The 26,987-nt window shown below is 75.6% G+C and carries 2 protein-coding genes and 1 pseudogene; all 3 read left to right on the top strand.

Annotated elements, in window-relative coordinates; translation table 11 throughout:
- Window positions 1–13 precede the first annotated feature (13 nt).
- The 3 genes and pseudogenes from ACZ9QC_RS04405 to ACZ9QC_RS04395 all read left to right on the top strand — a co-directional run bounded on the left by ACZ9QC_RS04405 (window position 14) and on the right by ACZ9QC_RS04395 (window position 26,956).
- Window positions 14–15,019, top strand: a complete 15,006-nt coding sequence (locus ACZ9QC_RS04405) for a type I polyketide synthase (protein WP_472918912.1) — start codon at window positions 14–16, stop codon at window positions 15,017–15,019.
- Between the two features lie 81 nt (window positions 15,020–15,100).
- Window positions 15,101–18,709 (top strand): annotated as a pseudogene (locus tag ACZ9QC_RS04400) (type I polyketide synthase); the annotation flags it as partial.
- A complete protein-coding gene (locus ACZ9QC_RS04395; RefSeq protein ID WP_472921599.1) occupies window positions 18,686–26,956 on the top strand; it encodes an SDR family NAD(P)-dependent oxidoreductase in 8,271 nt (2,756 codons plus the stop codon). The pseudogene ACZ9QC_RS04400 and the gene ACZ9QC_RS04395, both read left to right, overlap by 24 nt.
- The last annotated feature ends 31 nt before the right edge of the window (window positions 26,957–26,987 follow it).

The raw sequence follows: 26,987 nt of genomic DNA, 5'->3' as shown, positions 1-26,987 counted from the left end.
GAGCACCGCGAACATGCCGGACGAACAGAAGCTTCTTGAGTACCTCAGGCGGGCGACCGCGGACCTCGGGCAGGCGCGCCAGCGGCTGCGCGAGGAGGAGGACGCCAGGCACGAGCCGATCGCGATCGTCTCGATGAGCTGCCGCTACCCCGGTGGCGCCGACGACCCCGAGCAACTGTGGGACATGGTGTCCTCCGGCACCGACGCCATCTCCGAATGGCCGGCCGACCGGGGCTGGGACACGGCCGCCCTCTACGACCCGGACCCCGACCGGCCGGGCACCTCCTACACCCGGCACGGCGGATTCCTGCACCGGGCGGGGGAGTTCGACGCCGCGTTCTTCGGCATGTCGCCGCGTGAGGCACTCGCCACCGACCCGCAGCAGCGGCTGCTCCTGGAGACCTCCTGGGAGACGCTGGAACGCGCGGGCATCGACCCGGCGGTCCTGAAGGGCACCCCGACCGGCGTCTTCGTCGGCGCCATGACCAACGGCTACGGCGACGGCTCCCGGGACCAGTCCGACGTCCAGGGCCTGCTCCACACCGGCACCGCCGGCAGTGTGATCTCCGGCCGGATCTCCTACACCCTGGGCCTGGAGGGCCCGGCGGTGACGGTCGACACCGCGTGCTCGTCCTCGCTGGTCGCCCTGCATCTCGCGATACGGGCGCTGCGCTCCGGCGAGTGCTCCCTCGCCCTCGCGTGCGGTGTCACCGTCATGCCGCACCCCGACCCCTTCGTCGCGTTCAGCCGCCAGCGCGCCCTGGCACCCGACGGCCGCTGCAAGGCCTTCGCGGCCGGCGCCGACGGCACCTCGTGGTCCGAGGGTGTGGGTGTGCTGCTGCTGGAGCGGTTGTCGGACGCGCGCCGCCATGGTCGTCGGGTGCTGGCGGTGGTGCGGGGCAGCGCGGTGAACCAGGATGGCGCGAGCAACGGTCTGACGGCGCCGAACGGCCCTTCGCAGCAGCGGGTGATCCGGGCGGCGCTGGCGGACGCCCGGCTGCTGCCGGGTGATGTGGACGCGGTGGAGGCGCACGGTACGGGAACCCGGCTGGGTGACCCGATCGAGGCGCAGGCGCTGCTCGCGACGTACGGCCAGGACCGTGAAGAGCCGTTGTGGCTGGGGTCGTTGAAGTCGAACATCGGGCACACCTCGGCCGCCGCCGGTGTGGGCGGCGTCATCAAGATGGTCCAGGCGCTGCGGCACGGGGTGCTGCCCCGGACGCTGCACGTGGACGCGCCGTCCCCGCAGGTCGACTGGTCGGCGGGCGCGGTCGAACTCCTCACGGAGGAACGCCCCTGGGCCTTCGACCCCGACCGCCCCCGCCGGGCCGCCGTCTCCGGGTTCGGCGTGAGCGGCACCAACGCCCACGTGATCCTGGAGGAGGCACCCCCGGCGGAGGACTCCGCCCCCGCCACCCCCACCGAGCCCGACGAGACCGCCGGGACCACCGAACCCGACGGCACGACCCGGGCCACCGAGTCCGGTGACCCGATGCCCCTGCCGCTGGTGCCCTGGGTGCTCTCCGCCCGCAGCGAGGAGGCGCTGACCGAGCGGGCGCGGCAGCTGCTGCCCCTCGTCGACCTGCTCGACGCGGACTCCGGCCTCCGCGCAGGTGCCGTCGCGCGGGCCCTCGCCACCGACCGGTCGGCGTTCGAGCACCGTGCGGTGGTGGTCGCGGGCGACCCGGACGGCTTCCGTGCGGGACTCACCGGCCTGGTGACCGGCGGCGAGGCCGCGGGTGTGGTCCGCGGTGTCGCGGGACCCGCGGGCCGCACCGTGTTCGTCTTCCCCGGCCAGGGCTCCCAGTGGACCGGCATGGCACTCGGCCTGCTCGACTCCTCGCCGGTCTTCGCCGCCCGCATGGCCGCCTGCGAACGCGCCCTCGCTCCGCACGTGGACTGGTCGCTCGCCGCCGTCCTGCGCGGCGAGGCCGGCACCCCGCCGCTGGACCGTGTCGACGTGGTCCAGCCCGCGCTGTGGGCCGTCATGGTCTCCCTGGCGGCGCTGTGGCGCTCGGCCGGTGTCGAGCCGGACGCCGTGCTCGGCCACAGCCAGGGCGAGATCGCCGCTGCTGTCGTGGCGGGTGCGTTGTCCCTGGAGGACGGCGCAAAGGTCGTCGCCCTGCGCAGCCAGGCCATCACGGCCATCGCCGGACGCGGTGGAATGGCCTCCGTCCCGCTGCCGCCGGGGGACTTGGCCGGCCATCTCGGCCTGTGGGGCGACCGGCTGTCCGTCGCCGCCGCCAACGGCCCGGCCGCCACCGTGCTGTCGGGCGACACCGAGGCGATCGACGGCATCGTGGCCCAGTTGCAGGCCGAGGACGTACGGGCCCGCCGCATCCCCGTCGACTACGCCTCCCACTCCGCGCACGTCGAGGAGATCCGCGAAAGGCTCCTGGAGTGCCTCGCGGACATCGAGCCGACGGCCGGCCAAGTGCCGTTCTTCTCCACCGTGGACCTGAACTGGCAGGACTCCGGCACGCTGGACGCCGAGTACTGGTACCGCAACCTGCGGCAGACCGTGCGGTTCGAGGAGGCCACCCGCACCCTGCTCGCCCAGGGCTTCCGCTTCTTCGTCGAGTCCAGCGCCCACCCGGTGCTCACCGTGGGCATCAGCCAGACCGCCGAGGCCGAGGAGTCCGACGCCGTCGCCGTCGGCACCCTCCGCCGCGACCAGGGCGGCCTGGACCGGTTCCTGCTCTCCCTCGCCGAGGCCCACACCGGCGGACTCGCGCCGGACTGGGACACCCTGCTCGCCGGGCACCCGGGCGACACCGTCGACCTGCCCACGTACCCCTTCCAGCGGCGCCGGTACTGGCTGGAACGGCCTTCGGCCGACGCCGGGGACACCGCCGCCACCGACCCGGCGGACGCCGCCTTCTGGGAGAGCGTCGGCGGACAGGATCTCCCGGCCCTCACCACGACGCTCGGCGTCCGCCCCGAGGATCCGCTGACCGTCGTCCTGCCCGCGCTGGCCGACTGGCGCAGGCGGCGCGACGAACGCGCGACCGTGGACTCCTGGCGCTACCGGGTCGACTGGCGGCCCCTCGCCGCCGCCCCGGCCGGCCGCCCGGCCGCCGCCCCGACCGGCACCTGGCTGGTGGCGGTCACCGACGGCACGGAGGGCGACCCGGCGCGGGAAGCCGTGGTCCGGGCGCTGCGCGAGGCCGGCGCCGTCCCCGTGCCCGTCGTCCTGACCGGGGCCCACGCCGACCGGGCCACGCTGACCGCGCACCTGGCCGAGGCGGGCACCGGCCCCGTCAGCGGCGTCCTCTCCCTCGTCGCCCTCGACGAGCGCCCCCACCCGGGCCACCCCCACCTTCCCCTCGGCCTCGCGCTCACCCTGACCCTCGTGCAGGCCCTGGGCGACGCCGGCGTCACCGCCCCGCTCTGGTGCGCCACCCGGGGAGCGGTCACCACGGGCCGCGACGACGCGGTGACCAGTCCCGGGCAGCACATGGTCTGGGGCCTCGGCCGGTGTGCCGCGCTGGAGCACCCGCAGCGCTGGGGCGGTCTGGTCGACCTGCCCGACACGCTCGACGAGCGGGCCGCCGCCCGGCTGTGCGGCATCCTGGCCGGCCGGGACGACGAGGACCAGGTCGCCGTACGCCACTCCGGCGCGTACGGCCGACGGCTGGTCCGCGCCCGGCCCGCCGACCCCGCCCGCGCGGACGCCTGGCAGCCGCGCGGCACGGTCCTGGTCACCGGCGGCACCGGCGGCGTGGGCGCGCACCTCGCGCGCTGGCTGGCCAAGAAAGGCGCCGAGCACCTCGTGCTGGTCGGCCGCCGGGGCGCCGACACCCCCGGCGCGGCCGACCTGACCGCCGAGCTGACCGCGCTCGGCACCCGGGTCACCGTCGCCGCCTGCGACGTCGCCGACCGCGACCGGCTCGCCGAACTGGTGGCCGGGCTCGAACAGGACGGCCCCCGGATCAGGACCGTCATCCACGCCGCCGGCACGGGCCTGCTCGTGCCGCTGTCCGACACCGACCCGGACGAGTTCGCCGACATCCTCTACGCCAAGGTCGCCGGCGCGGAGAACCTGGACGCCGTCTTCGACCGGGACGACCTGGACTCCTTCGTCCTGTTCTCCTCCATCTCCGGCGTCTGGGGCAGCGGCGACCACGGCGCGTACGCCGCCGCCAACGCCCACCTCGACGCGCTCGCGGACCGGCGCCGGGCGCAGGGCCGCACCGCCACCTCCGTGGTGTGGGGCATCTGGGACCCCGAGGGCGGCGCGGGCATGGCCGCCAACCTCGTCGAGGAGCAGCTGCGCGGCCGGGGCATCCCCTTCATGGCCCCCCAGGTCGCGCTGACCGGGCTCCAGCAGGTCCTGACCGACGACGAGACCGTCGTCCTCGTCACCGCCGTCGACTGGGACCGCTTCGCGCCCGTGTTCACCTCGGCCCGGCCCAGCCCGCTCATCGGCGACCTGCCCGAGGTCCGCCGCGCGCTCGCCGAGGAGACCGCGCCCGGCCAGGACGGCGACGACACCGCCTCCTCGCTGCGCGACCACATCGCGGACCTGCCCGCCGCCGACCGCGACCGCCTGCTCACCGACCTCGTACGCGGCCACGCGGCCGCCGTGCTCGGCCACGGCTCCGCCGACGCCATCGCCCCCGAACGCGCCTTCCGCGAGCTGGGCTTCGACTCGCTGACCGCCGTGGAGATGCGCAACCGGCTCAACGCCGCCACCGGTCTGCGGCTCCCGCTCACCGTCCTCTTCGACTACGCCTCGGCCGACGCGCTCGCCCGGCATCTGCGCGAGGAACTCCTCGGCCCCGACACCGCCGCCCCGGCCGCCCCGGCCGTGCCCGCCCATGTGCTCGCCGACGCCGACGACCCGATCGCCATCGTCGGCATGAGCTGCCGCTACCCCGGCGACGTCCGCACCCCCGACGACCTCTGGCGGCTCGTCGCCGAGGGCCGGGACGTCATCTCCGCACTGCCCGCCGACCGCGGCTGGGACCTGGACGGCCTCTACGACACCGACCCCGACCGGCCCGGTACTACCTACAGCTCCGAAGGCGGATTCCTCTACGACGCCGGGCAGTTCGACCCCGCCTTCTTCGGGATCTCGCCGCGCGAGGCGCTGGCCATGGACCCGCAGCAGCGGCTGCTCCTGGAGACCTCCTGGGAGGCCCTGGAGCGGGCCGGCATCGACCCCGCCTCCCTGCGCGGCGGACAGGTCGGCGTGTTCGCCGGCGCCGCCTACCAGGGCTACGGCGGCCTGAGCGACGTACCCGAGGAGGTGGAGGGACACCTCATCGCCGGTATCTCCACCAGCATCCTGTCCGGCCGGATCGCCTACACCCTCGGCCTCGAAGGACCGGCGGTCACCGTCGACACGGCCTGCTCGTCCTCGCTGGTCGCCGTGCACCTGGCGGCCCAGGCCCTGCGCTCCGGCGAGTGCTCCCTGGCGCTCGCGGGCGGTGTGACCGTCATGGGCACCCCGCTGTCCTTCACCGGCTTCAGCAGGCAGCGCGGTCTCGCCGCGGACGGTCGCTGCAAGTCCTTCGGCGCCGACGCCGACGGCTTCGGCATGGCCGAAGGCGTCGGACTGCTGCTCCTGGAGCGGCTGTCGGACGCCCGCCGCAACGGCCACCGTGTGCTCGCCCTCGTGCGGGGCTCGGCCGTCAACCAGGACGGGGCCAGCAACGGGCTGACCGCCCCCAGCGGCCTGGCGCAGCAGCGGGTCATCCGCAGCGCGCTGGCCGGCGCGGGAGTGGCTCCGGCCGAGGTCGACGTCGTGGAGGCGCACGGTACGGGCACCCGGCTCGGCGACCCGATCGAGGCGCAGGCGCTGCTCGCGACGTACGGCCAGAACCGCCCCGCGGACCGGCCGCTGCTGCTCGGCTCGCTGAAGTCCAACATCGGGCACAGCCAGGCCGCCGCCGGCGTCGCCGGAATCATCAAGATGGTCCAGGCGATGCGCCACGACGTACTGCCCCGCACCCTGCACGCCGAGGAGCCGACCCCCAACGTCGACTGGTCCGCGGGCGCCGTGGAACTCCTGACGGAGCCCCGGCCGTGGACCCGGGGCGGCCACCCGCGCCGCGCCGGCGTCTCCTCCTTCGGGCTCAGCGGCACCAACGCCCACGTGATCATCGAGGAGCCGTACGACGAGGAGCCCGGGGAGGCGCCCGAGGGCAACGCCCCCGGGACCGCCGTGCCGTGGCTGCTCTCCGGCCGGACCCCGGAAGCGCTGCGCGAGCAGGCCGCGCGACTCCACACCCATCTGACGGACCGTCCGGAACTGCGGCCCCACGACGTCGGCCTCACCCTGGCCACCGCCAGGTCTGCCTTCGAACACCGTGCCGTCGTCGTCGGCGCCGACCGGGCCACCCTGCTCACCGGCCTGGCCGCACTCGCCGCCGGACAGAACGACCCCGCCGTGGTCCACGGCACCGCAGCCACCCCCGGCCGTACCGTCTTCGTCTTCCCCGGTCAGGGTTCGCAGTGGGTCGGCATGGCGGTCGGGCTGCTGGACTCCGCGCCCGTCTTCGCGGAGCGGATCGCCGAGTGCGAGCGCGCCCTGTCGCCGTACCTGGACTGGTCGTTGACGGACGTGCTGCGGGCCGCCCCCGACAGCCCGCCGCTGGACCGGGTGGACGTGGTCCAGCCGGTGCTGTTCTCCATGATGGTGTCGCTGGCCGCGCTCTGGCGGTCGTACGGCGTCGAGCCCTCGGCCGTCGTCGGGCACAGCCAGGGCGAGATCGCCGCCGCCGTCGTGGCGGGGGCGCTGACCCTGGAGGACGGCGCCAGGATCGTCGCGCGGCGCAGCCAGATCCTCACCGCGCTGGTCGGCCGGGGCACGATGCTCTTCGTCGCCCTCCCCGACGAGGAGGTACGCGAACGGCTCGCGCCCTGGGCGGGGAAGCTGTCCGTCGCCGCCGTCAACGGGCCCGCCGCCGTGACCGTCTCCGGTGACCCCGAGGCCCTGGAGGAGTTCGGCGAGCGGCTGTCCGAGGACGGTGTGATGCGCTGGACGATCCCGGGCGTCACCTTCGCCGGACACTCGCCCCAGGTCGACGAGTTGCGCCGGGAACTGCTGGACGCGCTCGCCGGTATCACGCCGCGCCGATCCGACATCGCCTTCTACTCCACCGTGACCGGAGGTGTCCTCGACACCACGGCCCTGGACACCGAGTACTGGTACCGCAACCTGCGCGAGCCCGTCGAGTTCCACCGGACCGTCGCCGCGCTGATCGAGGACGGCCACGACACCTTCGTCGAGACCGGCCCGCACCCGGTGCTGACCGTCTGGATCGAACGGAGCCTGGAGGCCGCGGACGTCACCGGCCGGGTCACCGGCACCCTCCTCACCGACGACGGCGGCCCCGACCGGTTCCTGACCGCCCTGGCCGCACCGCACGTCCACGGCGTCCCCGTCGACTGGTCCGCCGTGTTCGCGGACGCCGACGCCCGACCCGTCGAACTGCCCACCTACGCCTTCCAGCGGCAGCGGTACTGGCTGGAGCCCACCGCCACGGCCGCCGGCACCGCCGCCGGGGCCCCGGGCGCGGCCCGGCCCGGCGACACCGCCTTCTGGGACGCCGTCGAGCGGAACGACCTCAGCGCCGTCGCCACCGCGCTGAACCTGCCCGACGAGGACGACAGCGCCCGCGCCTCCCTGGGCGGAGTCCTCCCCGCGCTCGCCGACTGGCAGCGCGGCCGCCGCAGCCGTACCGCCATCGACGGCTGGCGCTACCGCGTCACCTACAAGACCCTGCACCCCGCGCCCGGCACCCCTGTCCTCACCGGCACCTGGTGGGTCGTCATACCGGCAGACGCGGCCGGCCACCCCGTGGTGACGGGCGCGCTGCGGGCCCTCGACCGGCACGGCGCCCTGGCCGTACCGGTCGAGATCGGCGCCGCCGACACCGACCGGGCCGCGCTGGCCGCCCGGCTGGGCACCCTGACCGTCCCGAGCGGCGGCGTGCTCTCCCTGCTCGCCCTCGCCGAGGAGCCGTACACCGACGGGACGGCTCTGCCGACCGGGCTCGCCCTCACCACCACCCTCCTCCAGGCGCTCGGCGACGCCGGCATCAACGCCCCGCTGTGGTCCGCCACCAGCGGCGCGGTGTCCGTGGGACGCTCCGACGCCCTCACCGCACCCGCCCAGGCGACCCTGTGGGGACTCGGCGCCGTGGCCGGCGTGGAGTACCCGGAACGCTGGGCCGGACTGGTCGACCTGCCGGCCGACCTCGACGACCGCTCCGGCGGCCGGCTCGCCGCCGTACTGGCCGGCCTCGACGGCGAGGACCAGGTCGCGATCCGGCCCTCGGGAATCTACGGCCGCAGGGTCGTAAGGGCCCTGCCCGGCGACGAGACGGCCCCGGTCGCCTGGAAACCGGACGGCACCGTACTGATCACCGGCGGCACCGGCGCCCTCGGCGCCCACATCGCCCGCAGGCTCGCCCGCTCCGGCACCCGGCACCTGCTGCTCACCGGCCGCCGGGGCCCCGACACCCCCGGCGCCGCCGAACTCGTCGCCGAACTCGCCGACCTGGGCGCCGAGGCACGGGTCGCCGCCTGCGACGCCGCCGACCGCGACGCGCTCGCCGTCCTCCTCGCCGGCATCCCCGACGACCGCCCGCTGCGCGCCGTCGTGCACGCCGCCGGTGTCCTCGACGACGGCGTCCTCGACACCCTCACCCCCGAACGGGCCGCCGGAGTCCTGCGCCCCAAGATGGACGCCGCCCGCAACCTGGACGCCCTCACCCGCGACCTGGACCTGACCGCGTTCGTCCTGTTCTCCTCACTCGCCGGCACCCTCGGCGGCACCGGCCAGGGCAGCTACGCCGCCGCCAACGCCTACCTCGACGCCCTCGCCGAGCACCGACGCTCACTCGGCCTGCCCGCCACCGCCGTGGCCTGGGGCCTGTGGGCGGGCGACAGCGCCGCCAACTCCGCCCGCGAACAGCTCGTCCGCAACGGCATCCCGCCGATGGACCCGGAACTGGCCGTCACCGCCCTCGAACAGGCCGTGGAACAGGGCGAGAACAGGCTGATCCTCTGCGACTTCGCCTGGGACCGGTTCGCCCCCGCCTACACCGCGCTGCGGCCCAGCGCCGTCCTGCGCGAACTGCCCGAGGCCCGCGACATCCTGGCCGCCGCCGGGGCCGACGGGCAGGACACCGGGGCCGACTCCCTCGCCGGACGCCTCGCCGCCCTGTCCGTACAGGAGCGGCAGGAGGAACTGGTCCGGCTGATCCGCATCGAGGTCGCCGCCGTCCTCGGCTACGCCGACCCCGCCGACATCGACCCCGACCGCGTCTTCAAGGACCTCGGCTTCGACTCGCTCACCGCCGTCGACCTGCGCAACCGCCTCTCCGAGGTCACCGGGCTGCGTCTGTCGGTGACCCTGGTCTTCGACCACCCCACCGTCACCTCCCTGGTGGACCACGTACGGTCCGAACTGGGCGGCACGGCACCGGTGTCGACATCCGCCCCGGTGGTGCCCGACTCGCCGGCCATGCCGGTCGTCGACGACGACGCCATCGCCGTCGTCTCGATGAGCTGCCGCTACCCCGGCGGTGTCACCACCCCGGAGGAGCTGTGGCGGCTGGTGGCCTCGGGCGCCGACGCCATCACCGAGTTCCCCACCGGCCGTGGCTGGGACCTCGACGAGCTGTACGACCCGGACCCGGAGAAGATCGGCCGGACCTACGCCCGAGAGGGCGGATTCCTGCACGACGCCGACCACTTCGACCCGGCGTTCTTCGGGATCTCCCCGCGTGAGGCGCTGTCGATCGACCCGCAGCAGCGGCTGCTCCTGGAGATCTCCTGGGAGGCCTTCGAACGGGCCGGCATCGACCCGTCGTCGCTGAAGGGCAGCAGGGCCGGCGTCTTCGTCGGGTCCAGCTACCGCGACTACGGCTCCCGCGTCCAGGAGCCCACCGAGGAGACCGAGGGCTACCTCGGCATCGGCAGCGCGGGCAGCGTCGCCTCCGGCCGGATCTCCTACACCTTCGGCCTGGAGGGCCCGGCGGTCACCGTGGACACGGCCTGCTCGTCCTCCCTGGTCGCCGTGCACCTCGCGGCCCAGGCCCTGCGCTCCGGCGAGTGCACACTCGCCCTCGCGGGCGGTGTCACGGTGATGTCCACCCCCGGCGCGTTCATCGAGTTCAGCAGGCAGCGCGGCCTGGCAGCCGACGGCCGCTGCAAGCCCTTCGCCGAGGCCGCCGACGGCACTGCCTGGGCCGAGGGCGCCGGCCTGGTCGTACTGGAACGGCTGTCCGACGCCCGCCGCAACGGCCACCCGGTGCTCGCCCTGGTCCGCGGCTCGGCCGTCAACCAGGACGGCGCCAGCAACGGCCTCACCGCCCCCAACGGACCCTCCCAGCAGCGCGTCATCCGGCAGGCACTCGCCTCCGCCGGGCTGAACAGCGCGGACGTCGACGCGGTGGAGGCGCACGGTACGGGCACCCGGCTCGGCGACCCGATCGAGGCGCAGGCACTGCTGGCGACGTACGGCCAGGACCGGCCCGCCGACCGGCCGCTGCTCCTCGGCTCCCTCAAGTCCAACATGGGACACGCCCAGGCCGCCGCCGGTATCGCGGGCCTGCAGAAGATGGTGCTGGCCATGCGGCACGGAGTCCTGCCGCGCACCCTCCACGTCGACGCGCCGACCCCGTTCGTCGACTGGTCGGCGGGCGCCGTGTCGCTGCTCACCGAGGACACCCCGTGGCCGGACAACGGCCACCCGCGCCGCGCCGGCATCTCCTCCTTCGGCGTGAGCGGCACCAACGCGCACACGATCCTGGAACACGTACCGGACGCGTACGCCCCGGACGGCCTGGACGAGGCCGGTGACGACGCCGCTGACGACGGGACCGTCCTGCCGTGGCTGCTGTCGGCCCGCAGCCGGGCCGCGCTGCGCGCCCAGGCCCAGCGGCTGCTGGAGCACACCGACGCCCGGCCCGGACTGCGTCCGGCCGACATCGCGCACACCCTGGCCACCGGCCGCAGCGCCTTCGAGTACCGGGGCGCCGTCGTGGGCGACAGCCGCGAGGCCCTGACCGGCGGACTGAAGGCACTCGCCACCGGCGGAAGCGCGCCCGGTGTCACCCAGGGCACGGCCGTGGCGGGGAAGGTCGCCTTCCTCTTCGCCGGACAGGGCAGCCAGCGCGCCGCGATGGGCGCCGAACTGTACGCCCGGTACCCCGTGTTCGCGGACGCCTTCGACGAGATCTGCGCCGAACTGGACCCGCTGCTGGACCGCCCGCTGCGCGAGGTCGTCTTCGCCCCGGCCGGTTCCGACGCGGCGGCCCTCCTGGACCGTACGGAGTACACGCAGCCCGCGCTCTTCGCCGTCGAAGTCGCCCTCTTCCGGCTGGTCGAACACTGGGGCGTGGTACCGGACCTGCTGCTCGGGCACTCGATCGGCGAGCTGGCGGCCGCGCATGTGGCCGGGGTGCTGTCGGCGCCCGACGCCGCCGCGCTGGTCGCGGCCCGGGGCCGCCTGATGCAGGCACTGCCCGAGGGCGGCGCCATGGTCGCGCTCACCGCGTCCGAGGCGGACGCCATGGCGCTCCTGGCCCCCTACGACGGCCGCGTCGCGGTGGCCGCCGTCAACGGGCCGGCCTCCGTCGTCGTCTCCGGCGACGAGGACGCCGTCCTGGACGTCGCCGAACAGTGGCGCGAGCGCGGTGGCAAGGCCCGGCGGCTCACCGTCAGCCACGCGTTCCACTCGCCGCACATGGACGGCATGCTCGACGAGTTCCGGAGGGTCGCCGAGAGCCTGGACTACCGGGCGCCGCGCATCCCGCTGGTCTCCGACGTCACCGGCGAACTCGCCACCCCCGAGCAGCTGGCATCGCCCGAGTACTGGGTGCGGCACGTCCGCGAGGCGGTCCGCTTCCACGACGGCATGCGACGGCTCGCCGCCGAGGGCGCCGTCACCTACCTCGAACTCGGCCCCGACGGCTCACTCACCGCCATGGGCCGCGACTGCCTCGCCGAAGCCGATCCCATCGGCTCCGACGACCCGGTGGACCCGTCCGCCGCCGGCCCCCTCGTGCCGCTGCTGCGCAAGGACCGCACCGAGACCCGGGCCCTCACCGACGCCCTCGCCCAGCTGTACGTCCGGGGGACGGCCGTCGACTGGCCCACGGTCCTGGAAGCCACCGGCAGGGGCGGCCAGGTCGAACTGCCCACCTACGCCTTCCAGCGCGAGCGCTACTGGCTGGAGGCCACCGCGGCATCCGGAGGCATGGCCGCCGCCGGGCTCCTGTCGGCGGACCACCCGCTGCTCGGCGCCGCCGTGCCGCTCGCCGACACCGACGGAGTCCTGTTCACGAGCAGGCTCTCCGTACGCACCCATCCCTGGCTGGCCGACCACGGTGTCTTCGGCACCGCCCTGCTCCCCGCCACCGCCCTGCTGGAACTGGCGGTCCGGGCCGGCGACCAGGTCGGCTGCGGCCAGGTCGAGGAACTCACCCTGGAAACCCCGCTGGTGATCCCCGCCCAGGGCTCGGTGGCACTGCAACTGACCGTCGGCGCCCCGGACTCCACCGGCGCCCGCCCGCTCAGCGTCCACACCCGCCCGGGAGACACGGACGACATGGGCTGGACCTGCCACGCCCGGGGGCTGCTCGTCCCCGCCGCCGACGAGACGGAACCGGTCGACTCCGTGACCTGGCCGCCGGCCGGCGCGCAGCCCGTGGAGATCGACGGGCTGTACGAGCGGTTCGCCGAAGGCGGCTTCGGATACGGGCCCGCGTTCCAGGGGCTGCGCGAGGTGTGGCGGCTCGGGGACGAGGTGTACGCGGAGGCGAGCCTGCCGTCCGAACAGCAGGCCGAGGCCGCGCGGTTCGGGCTGCATCCCGCGCTCCTCGACAGCGCCCTGCACTCGCTGATCTTCGGTGTCCTCGAAGGGACCGACCAGGGATGGCTGCCGTTCTCCTGGAACGGCATCCGCCTGCACGCCTCCGGCGCCCGCGCCGTACGCATCCGGCTGACGCCCATCGGCGACAACGCCGTGTCGGTGCGTGCCACCGACACGGCCGGACAACCGGTCGCCTCCATCCGCTCCCTGGTGCTCCGCCCGGTCAACCCCGACCAGGTACGCGCCGCCCGGACCGCACATCACGACGACCTGTACCGCGTCGAATGGCCCACGCTGTCCCGGCCGGCCGCCGTCGACCCCGACGGCTGGGCCGTCATCGGCGCCGAGGCACCCGACTGGGCGGCCCACGGCATCACCCGCTCCGCCACCGGCCTGGAAGCGCTGTCCCGGGAGATCGCCGGGGAAGCCGGGGGAGTGGCTCCGCCCACGGTCGTCCTCGCGCACGTCCCCGCCGCTCCGGCCGGACTCCGGCAGCCCGACGCGGTACGGCACGTCACCGGGCACACCCTCACCCTCGTACGGGAGTGGCTGGCCGACCACACGTTCGCCGACGCCAAGCTGGTGCTCGTCACCCGGGGCGGCGTCCCGGTGAGCGCCGACGAGGTCGCGCAGGACCTGGCCCACGCCGCCGTGTGGGGGCTGGTGCGGTCCGCGCAGACCGAGAACCCGGGCCGCTTCGTCCTCGCCGACCTCGACGACGCCTCCGAGGACGCGCTCGTCGCCGCCGTCGCCAGTGGCGAACCCCAACTCGCCCTGCGTGAGGGCCGGACGTACATCGCCCGGCTGGCCAAGGTGCCCGTCACCGAACAGCCCGGGACACCCGACTGGGGACGCCCCGGCACGGTGCTGATCACCGGCGGCACCGGCGCCATCGGCTCCGTGCTCGCCCATCACCTGGTCGCCGAACACGGCGTGAAGCGCCTGCTGCTCACCAGCCGCCGGGGCCCCGCCGCCGAGGGCGCCGCCGACCTGGTCGTCGGCCTCGCCGCACTCGGCGCCCACGCGGAGGTCGTGGCCTGCGACGCCGCCGACCGGGACGCACTGGCCCGGCTGCTCGGCTCGCTGCCGGACGCCCACCCGCTGACCGCTGTCGTGCACGCGGCGGGGACCATCGCCGACGGGGTCGTGGACGCGATGACCCCGGCCCAGCTGGACACCGCCCTGCGGCCCAAGGTCGACGCGGCCTGGAACCTCCACGAGCTGACCGAGGGCATGGACCTGTCGGCGTTCGTGGTGTTCTCCTCCATCGCCGGGATCTTCGGTGGCATGGGCCAGGGCAACTACGCGGCGGCCAACGCCTTCCTGGACGCGCTGGCCCACCACCGCCGGGCGAACGGCCTGCCCGCCGCGTCGCTCGCCTGGGGCCTGTGGGCCAACAAGGGCGGCATGAGCGGAGGCCTCGACGAGGCCGACTTCCGGCGCATCGCCCGCGGCGGCATCGTCGCCTTCTCCCCGGCCGAGGGCGCGGCCCTGTTCGACTCGGCCAACGCCACGGGCGAACCCGTCGTCCTGCCGCTGCGGCTGGACACCGGGGCCCTGGCCGCCCAGACCGGCACCGGCGGCGTTCCGGCGCTGTTGCGCGGACTCATGCGCCCGCCCGCCCGCCGTAGCGCGGCGGTCGGCGAGGCGGCCCCGGACGCGGCCGACACCCTGCGCCGCACCCTGGCCGGCCAGTCCGAGCAGCGGCGCGAACGGACCCTGCTCGACCTGGTGCGCGGGCACGCCGCCACCGTGCTCGGCTTCCCCGGGCCCGCCTCGGTGGACGCCGAACGCGGCCTGCTGGAACTGGGCTTCGACTCGCTGACCGCGGTCGAACTGCGCAACCGGCTCGGCGCCGCCACCGGCCTCAGGCTGCCCGCCACCCTGCTCTTCGACCACCCCACCTCGGCGGCCATCGCCCGCCAACTGTCCGTCGAACTCGCCCCCGAGAGCGCCGGGCCCGATCTCGCCGCCGACACCGCGGGCCTGGCCGAACTCGGCCTGCTGGAAGGCGCCCTGGACAACGGCACGGCCGGGCCGGAGCTGCTCGGCCGGCTCGAGGAACTGATCAGCAGGCTGCGCCCGGGAACCGGTGGCGCGGCGCAGGACCGCCTGGAGGAGCGGATGGACACGGCCAGCGACGACGAGCTCTTCGAGTTCATCGACAACGAACTCGGCATGTCGTGAACCCCCTGCCCCCATCCGCGCGACGGCGGCTCCCCACGCCCGGCCCCTCCCGCACGAAGGCCCCGAAGGTGACGGTGCACAGTGACTGACGGCACGCTCAACGACGACAAGCTCCGCGACTACCTCAAGCGGGTCGCGGCCGACCTGCACCGCACCCGCCGCCGACTGCAGGAGGTGGAGGCCCGGCAGCAGGAACCCGTGGCCATCGTCGGCATGGGCTGCCGCTACCCGGGCGGCGTCGTCTCCCCCGAGGAGCTGTGGCAGCTCGTCGCCACCGGCACCGACGCCGTCGCCGGCTTCCCCGCCGACCGAGGCTGGGACCTCGGCGCCCTGCACGACCCCGACCGGGAGCGCCCCGGCACGACCTACGCCGCCGAAGGCGGATTCCTCACCGACGCCGCCGACTTCGACCCCGGCTTCTTCGGCATCTCGCCCCGCGAGGCGCTCGCCATGGACCCGCAGCAGCGGCTGCTGCTGGAGACCACCTGGGAGGCCTTCGAACGAGCGGGCCTCGACCCGGGCGCGCTGCGCGGCAGCGACACCGGGGTCTTCGTCGGCGTGATGTACCAGGACTACGGACTACGCCTGCGTCAGGTCCCGGACGACATCCAGGGGTACATCGGCAACGGCAACTCCGACAGCGTCGCCTCCGGCCGCCTCTCCTACACCTTCGGCCTGGAGGGCCCGGCGGTGACGGTGGACACGGCCTGCTCGTCCTCCCTCGTCGCCCTGCACCTGGCCGCCCAGGCCCTACGCCGGGGGGAGTGCGGGCTGGCGCTGGCCGGCGGCGCCATGATCATGTCGACACCGGTGCCGTTCGTCGAGATGAGCCGGCAGGGCGGGCTCGCCGCCGACGGCCGCTGCAAGTCCTTCGCCGCAGGGGCGGACGGCACCGGCTGGGGCGAGGGCGTCGGCATGCTCCTGCTGGAGCGGCTCTCCGACGCCCGCCGCAACGGTCACCCCGTGCTCGCCCTGGTCCGCGGCACCGCCGTCAACCAGGACGGCGCGAGCAGCCGCCTGACCGCCCCCAACGGGCCCGCCCAGCAGCGGGTCATCCGACGGGCGCTCGCCGACGCCGGGCTCACCCCCGCCGACGTCGACGTGGTCGAGGCGCACGGCACCGGTACGCCGCTCGGCGACCCCATCGAGGCACAGGCCCTGCTGGCCACGTACGGGCAGGACCGGCCCGCCGACCGGCCCCTGCTGCTCGGCTCGCTGAAGTCCAACATGGGCCACACCCAGGCCGCGGCGGGCGTCGGCGGTGTCATCAAGATGGTGATGGCGATGAACCGGGGCGTCGTGCCGCCCACCCTGCACGTCGAGCGGCCCACCCCCACGGTCGACTGGTCCTCGGGCGCGGTGGAACTGGTCACCGAGGCGATGCCCTGGCCGGAGACCGGCGCACCGCGCCGGGCGTCCGTGTCGTCCTTCGGGATCAGCGGCACCAACGGACACGTCGTCCTCGAACAGGTCGGACCCGAACCCGAGCCCGAGTCCGCCCCGGCTCCGGGAACCGAGCCCGACACCACCGACGCGCCCGACACCACCGACGAGCCCGGCCTCCCGACCGCCCTGCCCTGGCCCGTCTCCGCCCGCAGCCGCGAGGCCCTGCGCGCCCAGGCCCGCCGCCTCGCCGCCCACCTCGACACGCACCCCGGACAGCGGCCCCTCGACATCGGCCACGCCCTGGCCACCACCCGGGCCGCCCTCGAACACCGTGCCGTCGTGGTCGCCGCCGACGAGGAGGGGTTCCTGCGCGGCCTGCGGGCCCTGGCCGAGGACACCCCGGAGCCCGGACTGGTCCGTGGGACCGGCACCCCCGGAGCCGACACCGTGTTCGTCTTCCCCGGCCAGGGCTCGCAGTGGACCGGCATGGCAGCCGAACTCCTCGACACCGCCCCCGTCTTCGCGGAGCGGATCGCCGACTGCGAACGCGCCCTGGCCCCCCACACCGACTGGTCCCTGACCGACGTACTGCGCGACGCCCCCGGCACCCCGCCGCTGGACCGCGTCGACGTGGTCCAGCCCGCGCTGTGGGCCGTGATGGTGTCGCTGGCCGCGCTGTGGCGGTCGTACGGTGTCGAGCCGTCCGCGGTCGCCGGGCACAGCCAGGGCGAGATCGCCGCCGCCGTGGTCGCCGGGGCGCTGTCCCTGGAGGACGGCGCCAAGGTCGTCGCGCTGCGCAGCAGAGCCATCGTCGCGCTCGCCGGGGCCGGCGGCATGGCGTCCGTGCCGCTGCCGGTCGACGAGGTCCGCGCCCTGCTGGGCGACGGGGACGGCCGGCTGTCCGTCGCGGCCGTCAACGGGCCCGCCTCCGTGGTCGTCTCCGGCGACCGGTCGGCGCTGGACGACCTGATCGACCGGCTCACCGCCCGCGACCTCAGAGTCCGGCGGATCCCCGTCGACTACGCCTCGCACAGCGCCCACGTCGAGCGCATCCACGACGAACTGCTCCGGTTGCTGGCCGACATCACCCCCCGCCCCTCCGACATCCCCTTCTACTCGACCGTCACCGCCGAACCGCTCGACACCACCGGCCTCGACGCCGGCTACTGGTACCGCAACCTGCGCCGGACCGTCGAGTTCGAACAGACCACCCGCGCCCTGCTGGCCGCCGGCCACCACGTCCTCGTCGAGGTCAGCCCCCACCCGGTGCTCACCGTCCCGATGGAGGAGACCGCCAGGGCGGCCGGGGCCGACGAGGCCGTGGTCACCGGCACGCTGCGGCGGGACGACGGAGGCCGGGCCAGGTTCCTCGCCGCCGTCGGCGAGCTGTACGTCCACGGCGTACGCGTCGACTGGCGTGCCGCCTACGCCGGATGGCGCACCCGCCGGGCCGACCTGCCGACGTACGCGTTCCAGCGGCGCCGGTACTGGCTGGAGGACTCCGCCGCGCCCCAGGGCGACATGGCCTCGGCCGGGCTCGCCGCCGCCGACCACCCGCTGCTCGGCGCGGTCGTCGCCCTCGCCGACGGCGACGGACTGCTCCTCACCGGCCGTCTCTCCACCCGCACCCACCCCTGGCTGGCCGACCACGCCGTCCGTGACGCCGCCCTGCTGCCCGGCACCGCCTTCCTGGAGCTGGCGGTCCGCGCGGGCGACCAGGTCGGCTGCGGCCAGGTCGAGGAACTCACCCTGGAGGCCCCGCTCGTCCTGCCCCCGGAGGGCGGCGTCGCCGTACAACTCGCCGTCGGCGCCCCGGACCGCGACGGGCGTCGCCCGCTGAGCCTGCACGCCCGCCCGGACGGCACCGACGACCTGCCGTGGACGTGCCACGCCCGGGGGCTGCTGGGTCCCGTCGCCGAGGAGGCGGCCCCGGGCGATCCCGCGGTGTGGCCGCCGGCCGGCGCGGTCCCCGTGGAACTGGACGGGCTGTACGAGCGCTTCGCGGAGGGCGGCTTCGCGTACGGGCCGGCGTTCCAGGGGCTGCGTGCGGCGTGGCGGCTGGGGGAGGAGGTGTTCGCGGAGGCGAGCCTGCCGTCGGAGCTGCATTCCGAGGCCGCGCGGTTCGGGCTGCATCCCGCGCTCCTCGACGGCGCCCTGCACGCGACCGGCCTCGGCGAGGCCGCCGAGGGCCGGATGCCGTTCGTCTGGACCGGCGCCGTCCTCCACGCGCAGGGCGCGACCGGTCTGCGGATCCGCATCACCCCCGCCGGCCCCGACACCGTGACACTGCGCGCCCTCGACCAGGCCGGACGGCCCGTCCTGACCGTGGCGGGCCTGGCCCTGCGGCCGGTCGGCGCCGGGAGTTTCACGGCTCCGGCCGCCGGACGCCACCACGACTCCCTGTTCCGCCTCGACTGGACGCCGGTCCGCCCGGTGCCCGGCCCCACGGCGGCGTCCTGGGCGGTCCTCGGCCCCACCGAGGACACCCCGGCAGTCGCCCACCACGCGGACCTCGCCGCGCTCCGCGACGCCGACGGGCCCCTGCCCGAGTTCGTCCTCGCCGACCTCGGCGCGGCCCCGGACGACCGGGCCGACGAGCTCGCCGACACCACCCGCACCGCAGTGCACGACGCCCTCGCCCTCGTCCAGGACTGGCTCGCCGACGACCGGTTCACCGGGGCACGGCTCGTCCTCGTCACCCGGGGCGCGATCGCCGCCCGGCCCGGCGAGGACGTACCGAACCTGCCCCACAGCGCGGTGTGGGGGCTGGTGCGCTCCGCACAGACCGAGCACCCGGACCGCCTCCACCTCGTCGACCTCGACCCGGACGCCGACCTGCCGGCCGCCCTCGCCGCCGTGCTGACCGCCACCGGCGAGACGCAGTTCGCGGTGCGCGGCTCCGAGGTCCTCGTCCCCAGGCTGGCCAGGATCCCCGTACAGGACGAGGACGCGGCCCCGCGCCTGGACCCCGACGGCACCGTCCTGATCACCGGCGGCACCGGTCTGCTCGGCGCCCGCGTCGCCCGTCACCTGGTCACCGGACACGGCGTACGGCACCTGCTGCTGACCAGCCGCAGCGGCCCGGACGCCCCCGGTGCGGACGGGCTGCGCGACGAACTGGCCGCGCTCGGCGCGCAGGTGAGCGTCGTCGCCTGCGACGCGGCCGACGCGGAGCGGCTCGCCCAGGTCCTGGCCGACATACCCGTCGGTCACCCGCTGACCGCCGTCGTCCACGCCGCCGGAGTGCTCGACGACGGCGTGGTCTCCTCGCTCACCCCCGAGCGGGTCGACGCCGTCCTGCGGCCCAAGACCGACGCGGCCCTCAACCTGCACCGGCTCACCGCCGGCCTGGACCTCGCTGCGTTCGTGCTCTTCTCCTCCGCCGCCGGTACCTTCGGCGGCCCCGGACAGGGCAACTACGCCGCCGCCAACGCCTTCCTGGACGCCCTGGCCCACCACCGCCGGGCCCAGGGCCTGGCCGGGCGGTCCGTCGCCTGGACGCTGTGGGAGCGGCGCAGCGCCATGACCGGGCACCTCGGCGACGACGAGGTCCGCCGTATCGCCCGCTCGGGCCTGCCGCCCCTGACCGACGCGCAGGGCCTCGCCCTCCTCGACTCCGCGCTCACCGTCGACGAACCGCTGCTGGTGGCCCTCAGGCTGGACACGGCCGCGCTGCGCGCCCGCGCCGAGAGCGAGCCCGTACCCCGGCTGCTGCACGGCGTGGTCCGGCTGCCCGCCCGCCGCCAGGCCGCCCTGGCCTCCGCCACCGACGGTGACGGTGACCGCGGCCCCCTGGCCGAGCGGCTCGCCGCCCTGGACGCCCCCGGCCGCCGCCGCGAACTCCTCGACCTGGTCCGTGGTCAGGTCGCCGCCGTACTCGGCCACCCGTCGCCCGAGGCCGTCGAGGCGGGCCGCGCCTTCCGGGACCTCGGCTTCGACTCGCTCGCCGCCGTCGACCTCCGCAACCGCCTCGGCAACGCCACCGGACTGCGGCTGCCCGCCACCCTCGTCTTCGACCACCCGACCCCCGAGGTCCTCGCGGCCCACCTCGGCGGCGAACTGCTCGGCGCGGACACCGGCCGCGTGCCGACCTCCGTCCCGGCCGCCGGCGGCGGGGGAGCGGCGACCGACGAGGACCCGATCGCCGTCGTCGCCATGGGCTGCCGCTACCCCGGCGGTGTCCGCTCTCCCGAGGACCTGTGGAACCTGGTCTCCTCCGGCACCGACGGCATCGCCGCCTTCCCGGCCGACCGCGGCTGGGACCTGGACGCCCTGTACGACCCCGACAGCGAACGCCACGGCACCTCGTACGCGCGCGAAGGCGGCTTCCTGTACGACGCGGCGGAGTTCGACGCGGGCTTCTTCGGCATCTCGCCCCGCGAGGCCCTCGCGATGGACCCGCAGCAGCGGCTCCTGCTGGAGACCTCCTGGGAGACGCTGGAGCGCGCGGGCATCGACCCGGCGACGCTGCGCTCCACCGCGACCGGCGTCTTCGTCGGCGTCATGCACCAGGACTACGCGGCCCGGCTCCTGCCCCACATCCCCGAGGAGGTCGAGGGCTTCCTCGGCGCCGGCAACTCGGGCAGTGTCGTCTCCGGCCGCGTCGCCTACGTCCTGGGCCTGGAGGGCCCGGCGGTGACCGTCGACACGGCGTGCTCGTCCTCGCTGGTCGCCCTGCACCTCGCGGTGCGCGCGCTGCGCTCCGGCGAGTGCGGACTCGCCCTCGCCGGTGGCGTCACCGTCATGTCCAGCCCCGAACTGTTCGTCGAGTTCAGCCGCCAGCGCGGCCTGGCCTCCGACGGCCGCTCCAAGCCCTTCGCCGCGGCCGCCGACGGCGTCGGTTTCGGCGAGGGCGTGGGCATGGTGCTGCTGGAGCGGTTGTCCGACGCCCGCCGCAACGGCCACCGGGTGCTGGCCCTCGTGCGGGGCAGCGCGGTCAACCAGGACGGGGCCAGCAACGGGCTCACCGCGCCCAACGGACCCTCGCAGCAGCGCGTGATCCGCGCGGCGCTCGCCGACGCCCGGCTCTCACCCGGTGACGTGGACGTCGTCGAGGCGCACGGCACCGGGACCCGGCTCGGGGACCCGATCGAGGCGCAGGCGGTGCTGGCCACCTACGGTCAGGACCGTGAACAGCCGCTGTGGCTGGGGTCGTTGAAGTCGAACATCGGACACACCTCGGCCGCCGCCGGCGTGGGCGGTGTCATCAAGATGGTGGAGGCGATGCGCCACGGGGTGCTGCCCCGGACGCTGCACGTGGACGCCCCGACCCCGCAGGTCGACTGGTCCGCCGGCGCGGTGGAACTGCTGACCGAGGAGCGCTCCTGGCCCGCCGGCCCCGACCGGCCCCGCCGCGCCGGAGTCTCCTCCTTCGGCATGAGCGGCACCAACGCCCACCTGGTGCTGGAGCACGTCGACCACATCGACGAGGACGCCTCCGAGCCCGCGCCCCCCGAGGAACCCGCCGTCCCCTGGGTCCTCTCCGGCCACACCCCCGAAGCACTGCGCGCCCAGGCCGAACGGCTCGCCGACCACATCGACGCCCACCCCGGGCACGGCGCCGCCGCCATCGGCCTGGCCCTCGCCACCACCCGCACCCGGCACGACCACCGAGCCGTCCTCGTCGGCGACCGCGAGCAACTGACCGCCGGACTGCGGGCCCTGGCGGCCGACGCACCCCTCGCCACCGTGGCCCGGGGCACCGCGACCGCAGTCGGGCGCACCGTGTTCGTCTTCCCCGGCCAGGGCGCCCAGTGGACCGGCATGGCACTGGACCTGCTCGACTCCTCGCCCGTCTTCGCCGCCCGCATGGCCGCCTGCGAACGCGCCCTGGCCCCGCACGTCGACTGGTCCCTGACCGGGGTCCTGGCCTCCGCCACGGACCTGGAGCGGGTGGACGTGGTCCAGCCCGCGCTGTGGGCCGTCATGGTGTCGCTGGCCGAGACCTGGCGGTCCTGCGGTGTCGAACCGGACGCCGTACTCGGCCACAGCCAGGGCGAGATCGCCGCCGCCGTGGTCGCCGGGGCGCTGTCCCTGGAGGACGGCGCCAAGGTCGTCGCCCTGCGCAGCAGGCTGCTGCGCGCCGTCGCCGGACAGGGCGGCATGGCCTCGGTGGCGCTGCCCGCCGACCGCACCCGCGAGCTGCTGGCCGGCTGGGGCGAGAAGATCTCGGTCGCCGCCGTGAACGGTCCGCGCTCCACCGTGGTCGCGGGCGAGGCCGCGGCCCTGGCGGAACTCCTCGCCTCCTGCGAGAAGGACGGCGTACGCGCCCGCCGCATCGAGGTCGACTACGCGTCCCACTCCGCCGAGATGGACCCCCTGCGCGCCGAACTGCTCGACGTCCTCGCCGACATCACCCCCGCCACGGCAGGCACCCGGATGTTCTCCACCCTGGAGGCCGACTGGATCGAGGGGCCCGAACTCACCGCCGACTACTGGTTCCGCAACCTGCGGGGCACGGTCGAGTTCGAGCCCGCCGTCCGGGCCCTGGCCGGCGCCGGATTCACCACCTTCGTCGAGTCGAGCCCGCACCCCGTGCTCGCCCCGGCCGTCCAGGAGGTGCTGGAGGACGGGGCCGTCACGGGTGTGGTCGTCGGCTCGCTGCGCCGCGACGACGGAGGCCGGGACCGGCTGCTGCTGTCGCTGGGCGAGGCCCATGTCCAGGGCGTGCCCGTCGACTGGCCCGCGGCCCTCGGCCGTGTCCCCAAAGTCCCGTCTGCCCCGCGATCCGGGCGGACGACGGGACTTTGCGGACACGACCTCGGCCGCACGAGCCGGCCGGTGGACCTGCCGACCTACGCCTTCCAGCGCACCCGCTACTGGCTCGACGCCCCCGTCCGCACCGGGGACGTGGCCGCCGCCGGGCTGGGCGCCACGGACCACCCGCTGCTGGGCGCCAGCGTCGATCTGGCCGACTCCGGGGAGCGGCTCCTCACCGGGCGGCTGTCGACCCGGACGCACCCGTGGCTGGCCGACCATGTCGTCTCCGGGACGAACCTGCTCCCCGGCACCGCCTTCCTGGAACTCGCCCTGCGCGCCGCCGACGAGGCCGACAGCGCCCTCGTCGACGAACTGACCCTCCAGGCCCCGCTGATCCTCCCCGAGCGGGACGCCGTCCACGTCCAACTGCGCCTCGGCCCGCCCGACGACAGCGGCAGGCGAACCCTCGGCCTGTACTCCCGCGCCGAGACCGATCCCGGCGCCGACTGGACCCCGCACGCCACCGGCACCCTCGCCCCCGGCACCCTCACGCCCGGCGACGGCGCCGACGGCCCGCCCGCGCCCGCCACCTGGCCGCCGGCCGGCACCGAGCCGGTCGACCTGGACGGCGTGTACGACCGTTTCGCCGAGGCCGGTTACCGCTACGGCCCCGCCTTCCAGGGGCTGCGCGCCGCCTGGCGCGACGGCACCGACGTCTACGCGGAGGTCGCGCTCGAACGGCAGTCGGACAGTGACGGTTACCTTGTCCACCCGGCCCTGCTGGACGGCGCCCTCCAGGCGTCCGCCCTCCTCGGCGACCGGCCCGGCCCCGCCCGGCTGCCCTTCTCCTGGAACGGTGTCACCGCCCACGCCGCCGGCGCGTCCGCACTGCGCGTCCGGATCGGCCCGGCCGGGCCCGACGCGGTGAGCCTGGACGCCTGGGACCCGACCGGGCAGCCGGTGCTGTCCGCCGAGTCGCTGGTGCTGCGCCCGCTCTCCCCGGACCTGCTGGCGGCAGCCGTGGCGGGCCGGGACGGCCTGTACCGCCTGGACTGGACACCGGCCCCCGGTGCCGGGGCCACCGCCCCGCTCACCGGCTGGGCGGACCTCGACGACACCGGCTCCGGCGCGCAGCCCACGGCGGTCGTCTGGACCTGCCCCACCGCCGCCGGGCCCGACGAGGCCGCCCGCGTCCGGGAGACCGCGACCGCCACCCTGGCCGTCGTCCAGCGGTGGCCGTCCGACCCCCGCTCCGGCGACGCCCCCCTCGTGGTCGTCACCCGCCACGCGGTCGCGACCGGGCCCGGCGGACACCCCGCCGACCCGGCACAGGCCGCCGCCTGGGGACTGGTCCGGGCCGCCCAGACCGAACACCCCGACCGCTTCGTCCTGCTGGACCTGGACGACACCGCCGACTCGGCGGACGCCCTGCCCCACCTGCTCGGCCTGGCCCTCGCCACACGGGAACCGCAGCTCGCCGCCCGCGCGGGGAACCCGCTCGTACCCCGGCTGGCCCGGGCCGGGCGGCCCGGCACGCTGACACCCCCGGCCGGCGAAGCGGTCTGGCGGCTGGACACCACCGGTGAGGGCAGCCTCGACGCCCTCGCGCTCGTACCGTCCCCGGAGGCGGCTGCCCCGCTGGCCCCCGGCGAGGTCCGGGTGGCCGTCCGGGCCGCCGGCCTGAACTTCCGGGACATCGCGGTCTGCCTCGGCCTCGCCCCCGACCAGCGGATCCTCGGCAGCGAAGGGGCGGGCACCGTCCTGGAGACCGGCCCCGGCGTGACCGATCTCGCCCCCGGCGACCGCGTGTTCGGTGTCTTCGGCGGCGCCTTCGGCCCCGTCGCGGTCGCCGACCGGCGCACCCTCGCCCCGATACCGCCCGGCTGGTCCTACGCCCAGGCCGCCACCGTGCCCATCGCCTTCCTCACCGCCCACTACGGCCTGTTCGACCTCGGCGGCCTCAAGGCGGGGGAGACGGTCGTGGTGCACTCCGCGGCCGGCGGTGTCGGCATGGCCGCCGTCCAGCTCGCCCGGCACGCCGGGGCCGAGGTGTACGGCACCGCGAGCCCCGGCAAGTGGGACGTCCTGCGCGGCCTCGGCCTCGACGACGCCCACATCGCCTCCTCCCGCACCCTCGACTTCGCCGACCGCTTCCTCGACGCGACCGGCGGACGCGGCGCCGACGTCGTACTGGACTGCCTGGCACGGGAGTTCGTCGACGCCTCCCTGCGGCTGCTGCCGCGCGGCGGGCGCTTCCTGGAGATGGGCAAGACCGACATCCGCGACGCCGACACCGTGGCCGCCGCCCACCCCGGGGTGAGCTACCGGGCGTACGACCTGGCGGAGGCGGGCCCGGAGCGGATCGCGCAGACGCTCGACCTGATCCTCGACCTGTTCCGGCAGGGCACACTCACCCCGCTGCCGCTCACCTGCTGGGACGTACGGCGGGCCCCCGAGGCGTTCCGGTACGTCGGCCAGGCCCGGCACACCGGCAAGAACGTGCTGCTGCCGCCCGCCGCCCCTAACCCCGACGGCACCGCCCTGATCACCGGCGGCACCGGCACCCTCGGCCGCCTGGTGGCCCGTCACCTCGTCACCGAACACGGGATACGGCACCTGCTGCTGACCAGCCGCAGCGGCCCCGACGCCCCCGGAGCGGCCGAGCTGTGCGACGAACTGGCCGCGCTCGGCGCGGAGGTGAGCGTCGTCGCCTGCGACGCCGCCGACCGCGACCGGCTCGCCGAGGTCCTGGCCGGCATACCGGCGGAGCACCCGTTGACGTTCGTGGTGCACGCCGCCGGTGTGCTCGACGACGCCGTGGTCTCCTCCCTCACCGCCGACCAGTTGGAGCGCGTACTGCGCCCGAAGACGGACGCGGCGGTGAACCTGCACGAGCTGACCCGGGGCCACGACCTCGCCGCCTTCGTCCTGTTCTCCTCCGCCGCGGCCCTGCTCGGCGGTGGCGGGCAGGCCAACTACGCGGCCGCCAACGCCGCCCTGGACGCGCTCGCCGAACGCCGCCGCGCCGAGGGCCTGCCGGGCCTCTCCATCGGCTGGGGCATGTGGGAGGAACGCAGCGGCATGACCGGCCATCTCGGCGACGTGGACCTGCGGCGCATGAGCCGCAGCGGCGTCACAGCCCTGACCTCCGAGGAAGGGCTGGCCCTCTTCGACGCGGCCCTGCGCTCCGAGGACGCCTATCTGCTGGCCGCGCGCCTGGACACCGCCGCGCTGCGCGCCGGCGGTGGGCAGGACGTACCGGCGCTGCTCGGCGGACTGGTCCGGGCGCCGCGTCGGCGGGCCGCCGCGGCGAACGGCGACGGCGGCGGCCGGGCCGCGGGCCTCGCCGAACGGCTCGCCGGACTGTCCGAGGCGGACGCCCACACCGCGCTGCTGGACCTGGTGCGCGGCCACGCGGCGGCCGTCCTCGGCCACCCCTCGCCCGAACTGGTCCAGCCCACCCGGGCGTTCAAGGAACTCGGCTTCGACTCCCTCACCGGGGTCGAGCTGCGCAACCGGCTGTCGTCCGCGACCGGCGTCCGGCTGCCGGCGGGCATGGTCTTCGACCACCCCACCCCCGACGTACTGGCCCGCCACCTCGCGGCCACCACCGGTCGGCCGGCCCCGGCCAAGGCGTCCGCGCCGCTCGTGGAGCTGGACCGGTTCGCGGAACTGGTCGCCGGCCTCGCGCCGGACGCCCCCGACCGCGACCGGCTCTCGCAGCGGCTGCGCGAGGTGCTGGCCCGCCTCGAAGCCACCGAACCCGACGGCCAGGTCACCGCGGACCACATCGAGTCCGCCTCGCACGACGAGATCTTCGACCTCATCGACAACCAGCTGGGCATCTCGTGACGCCCCGGATCCACGTACAGCCGTTTCCAGG

The sequence above is a fragment of the Streptomyces sp. HUAS MS02 genome (genome assembly GCF_055702265.1).
Note: the sequence above shows the minus strand (reverse complement) of the source record. Positions and strands in the feature narration are given on the sequence as shown.

Coding starts and splice junctions, on each gene's coding strand:
- ACZ9QC_RS04405 (WP_472918912.1), top strand. CDS start 14: ATGCCGGACGAACAGAAGCTTCTTGAGTACCTCAGGCGGGCGACCGCG.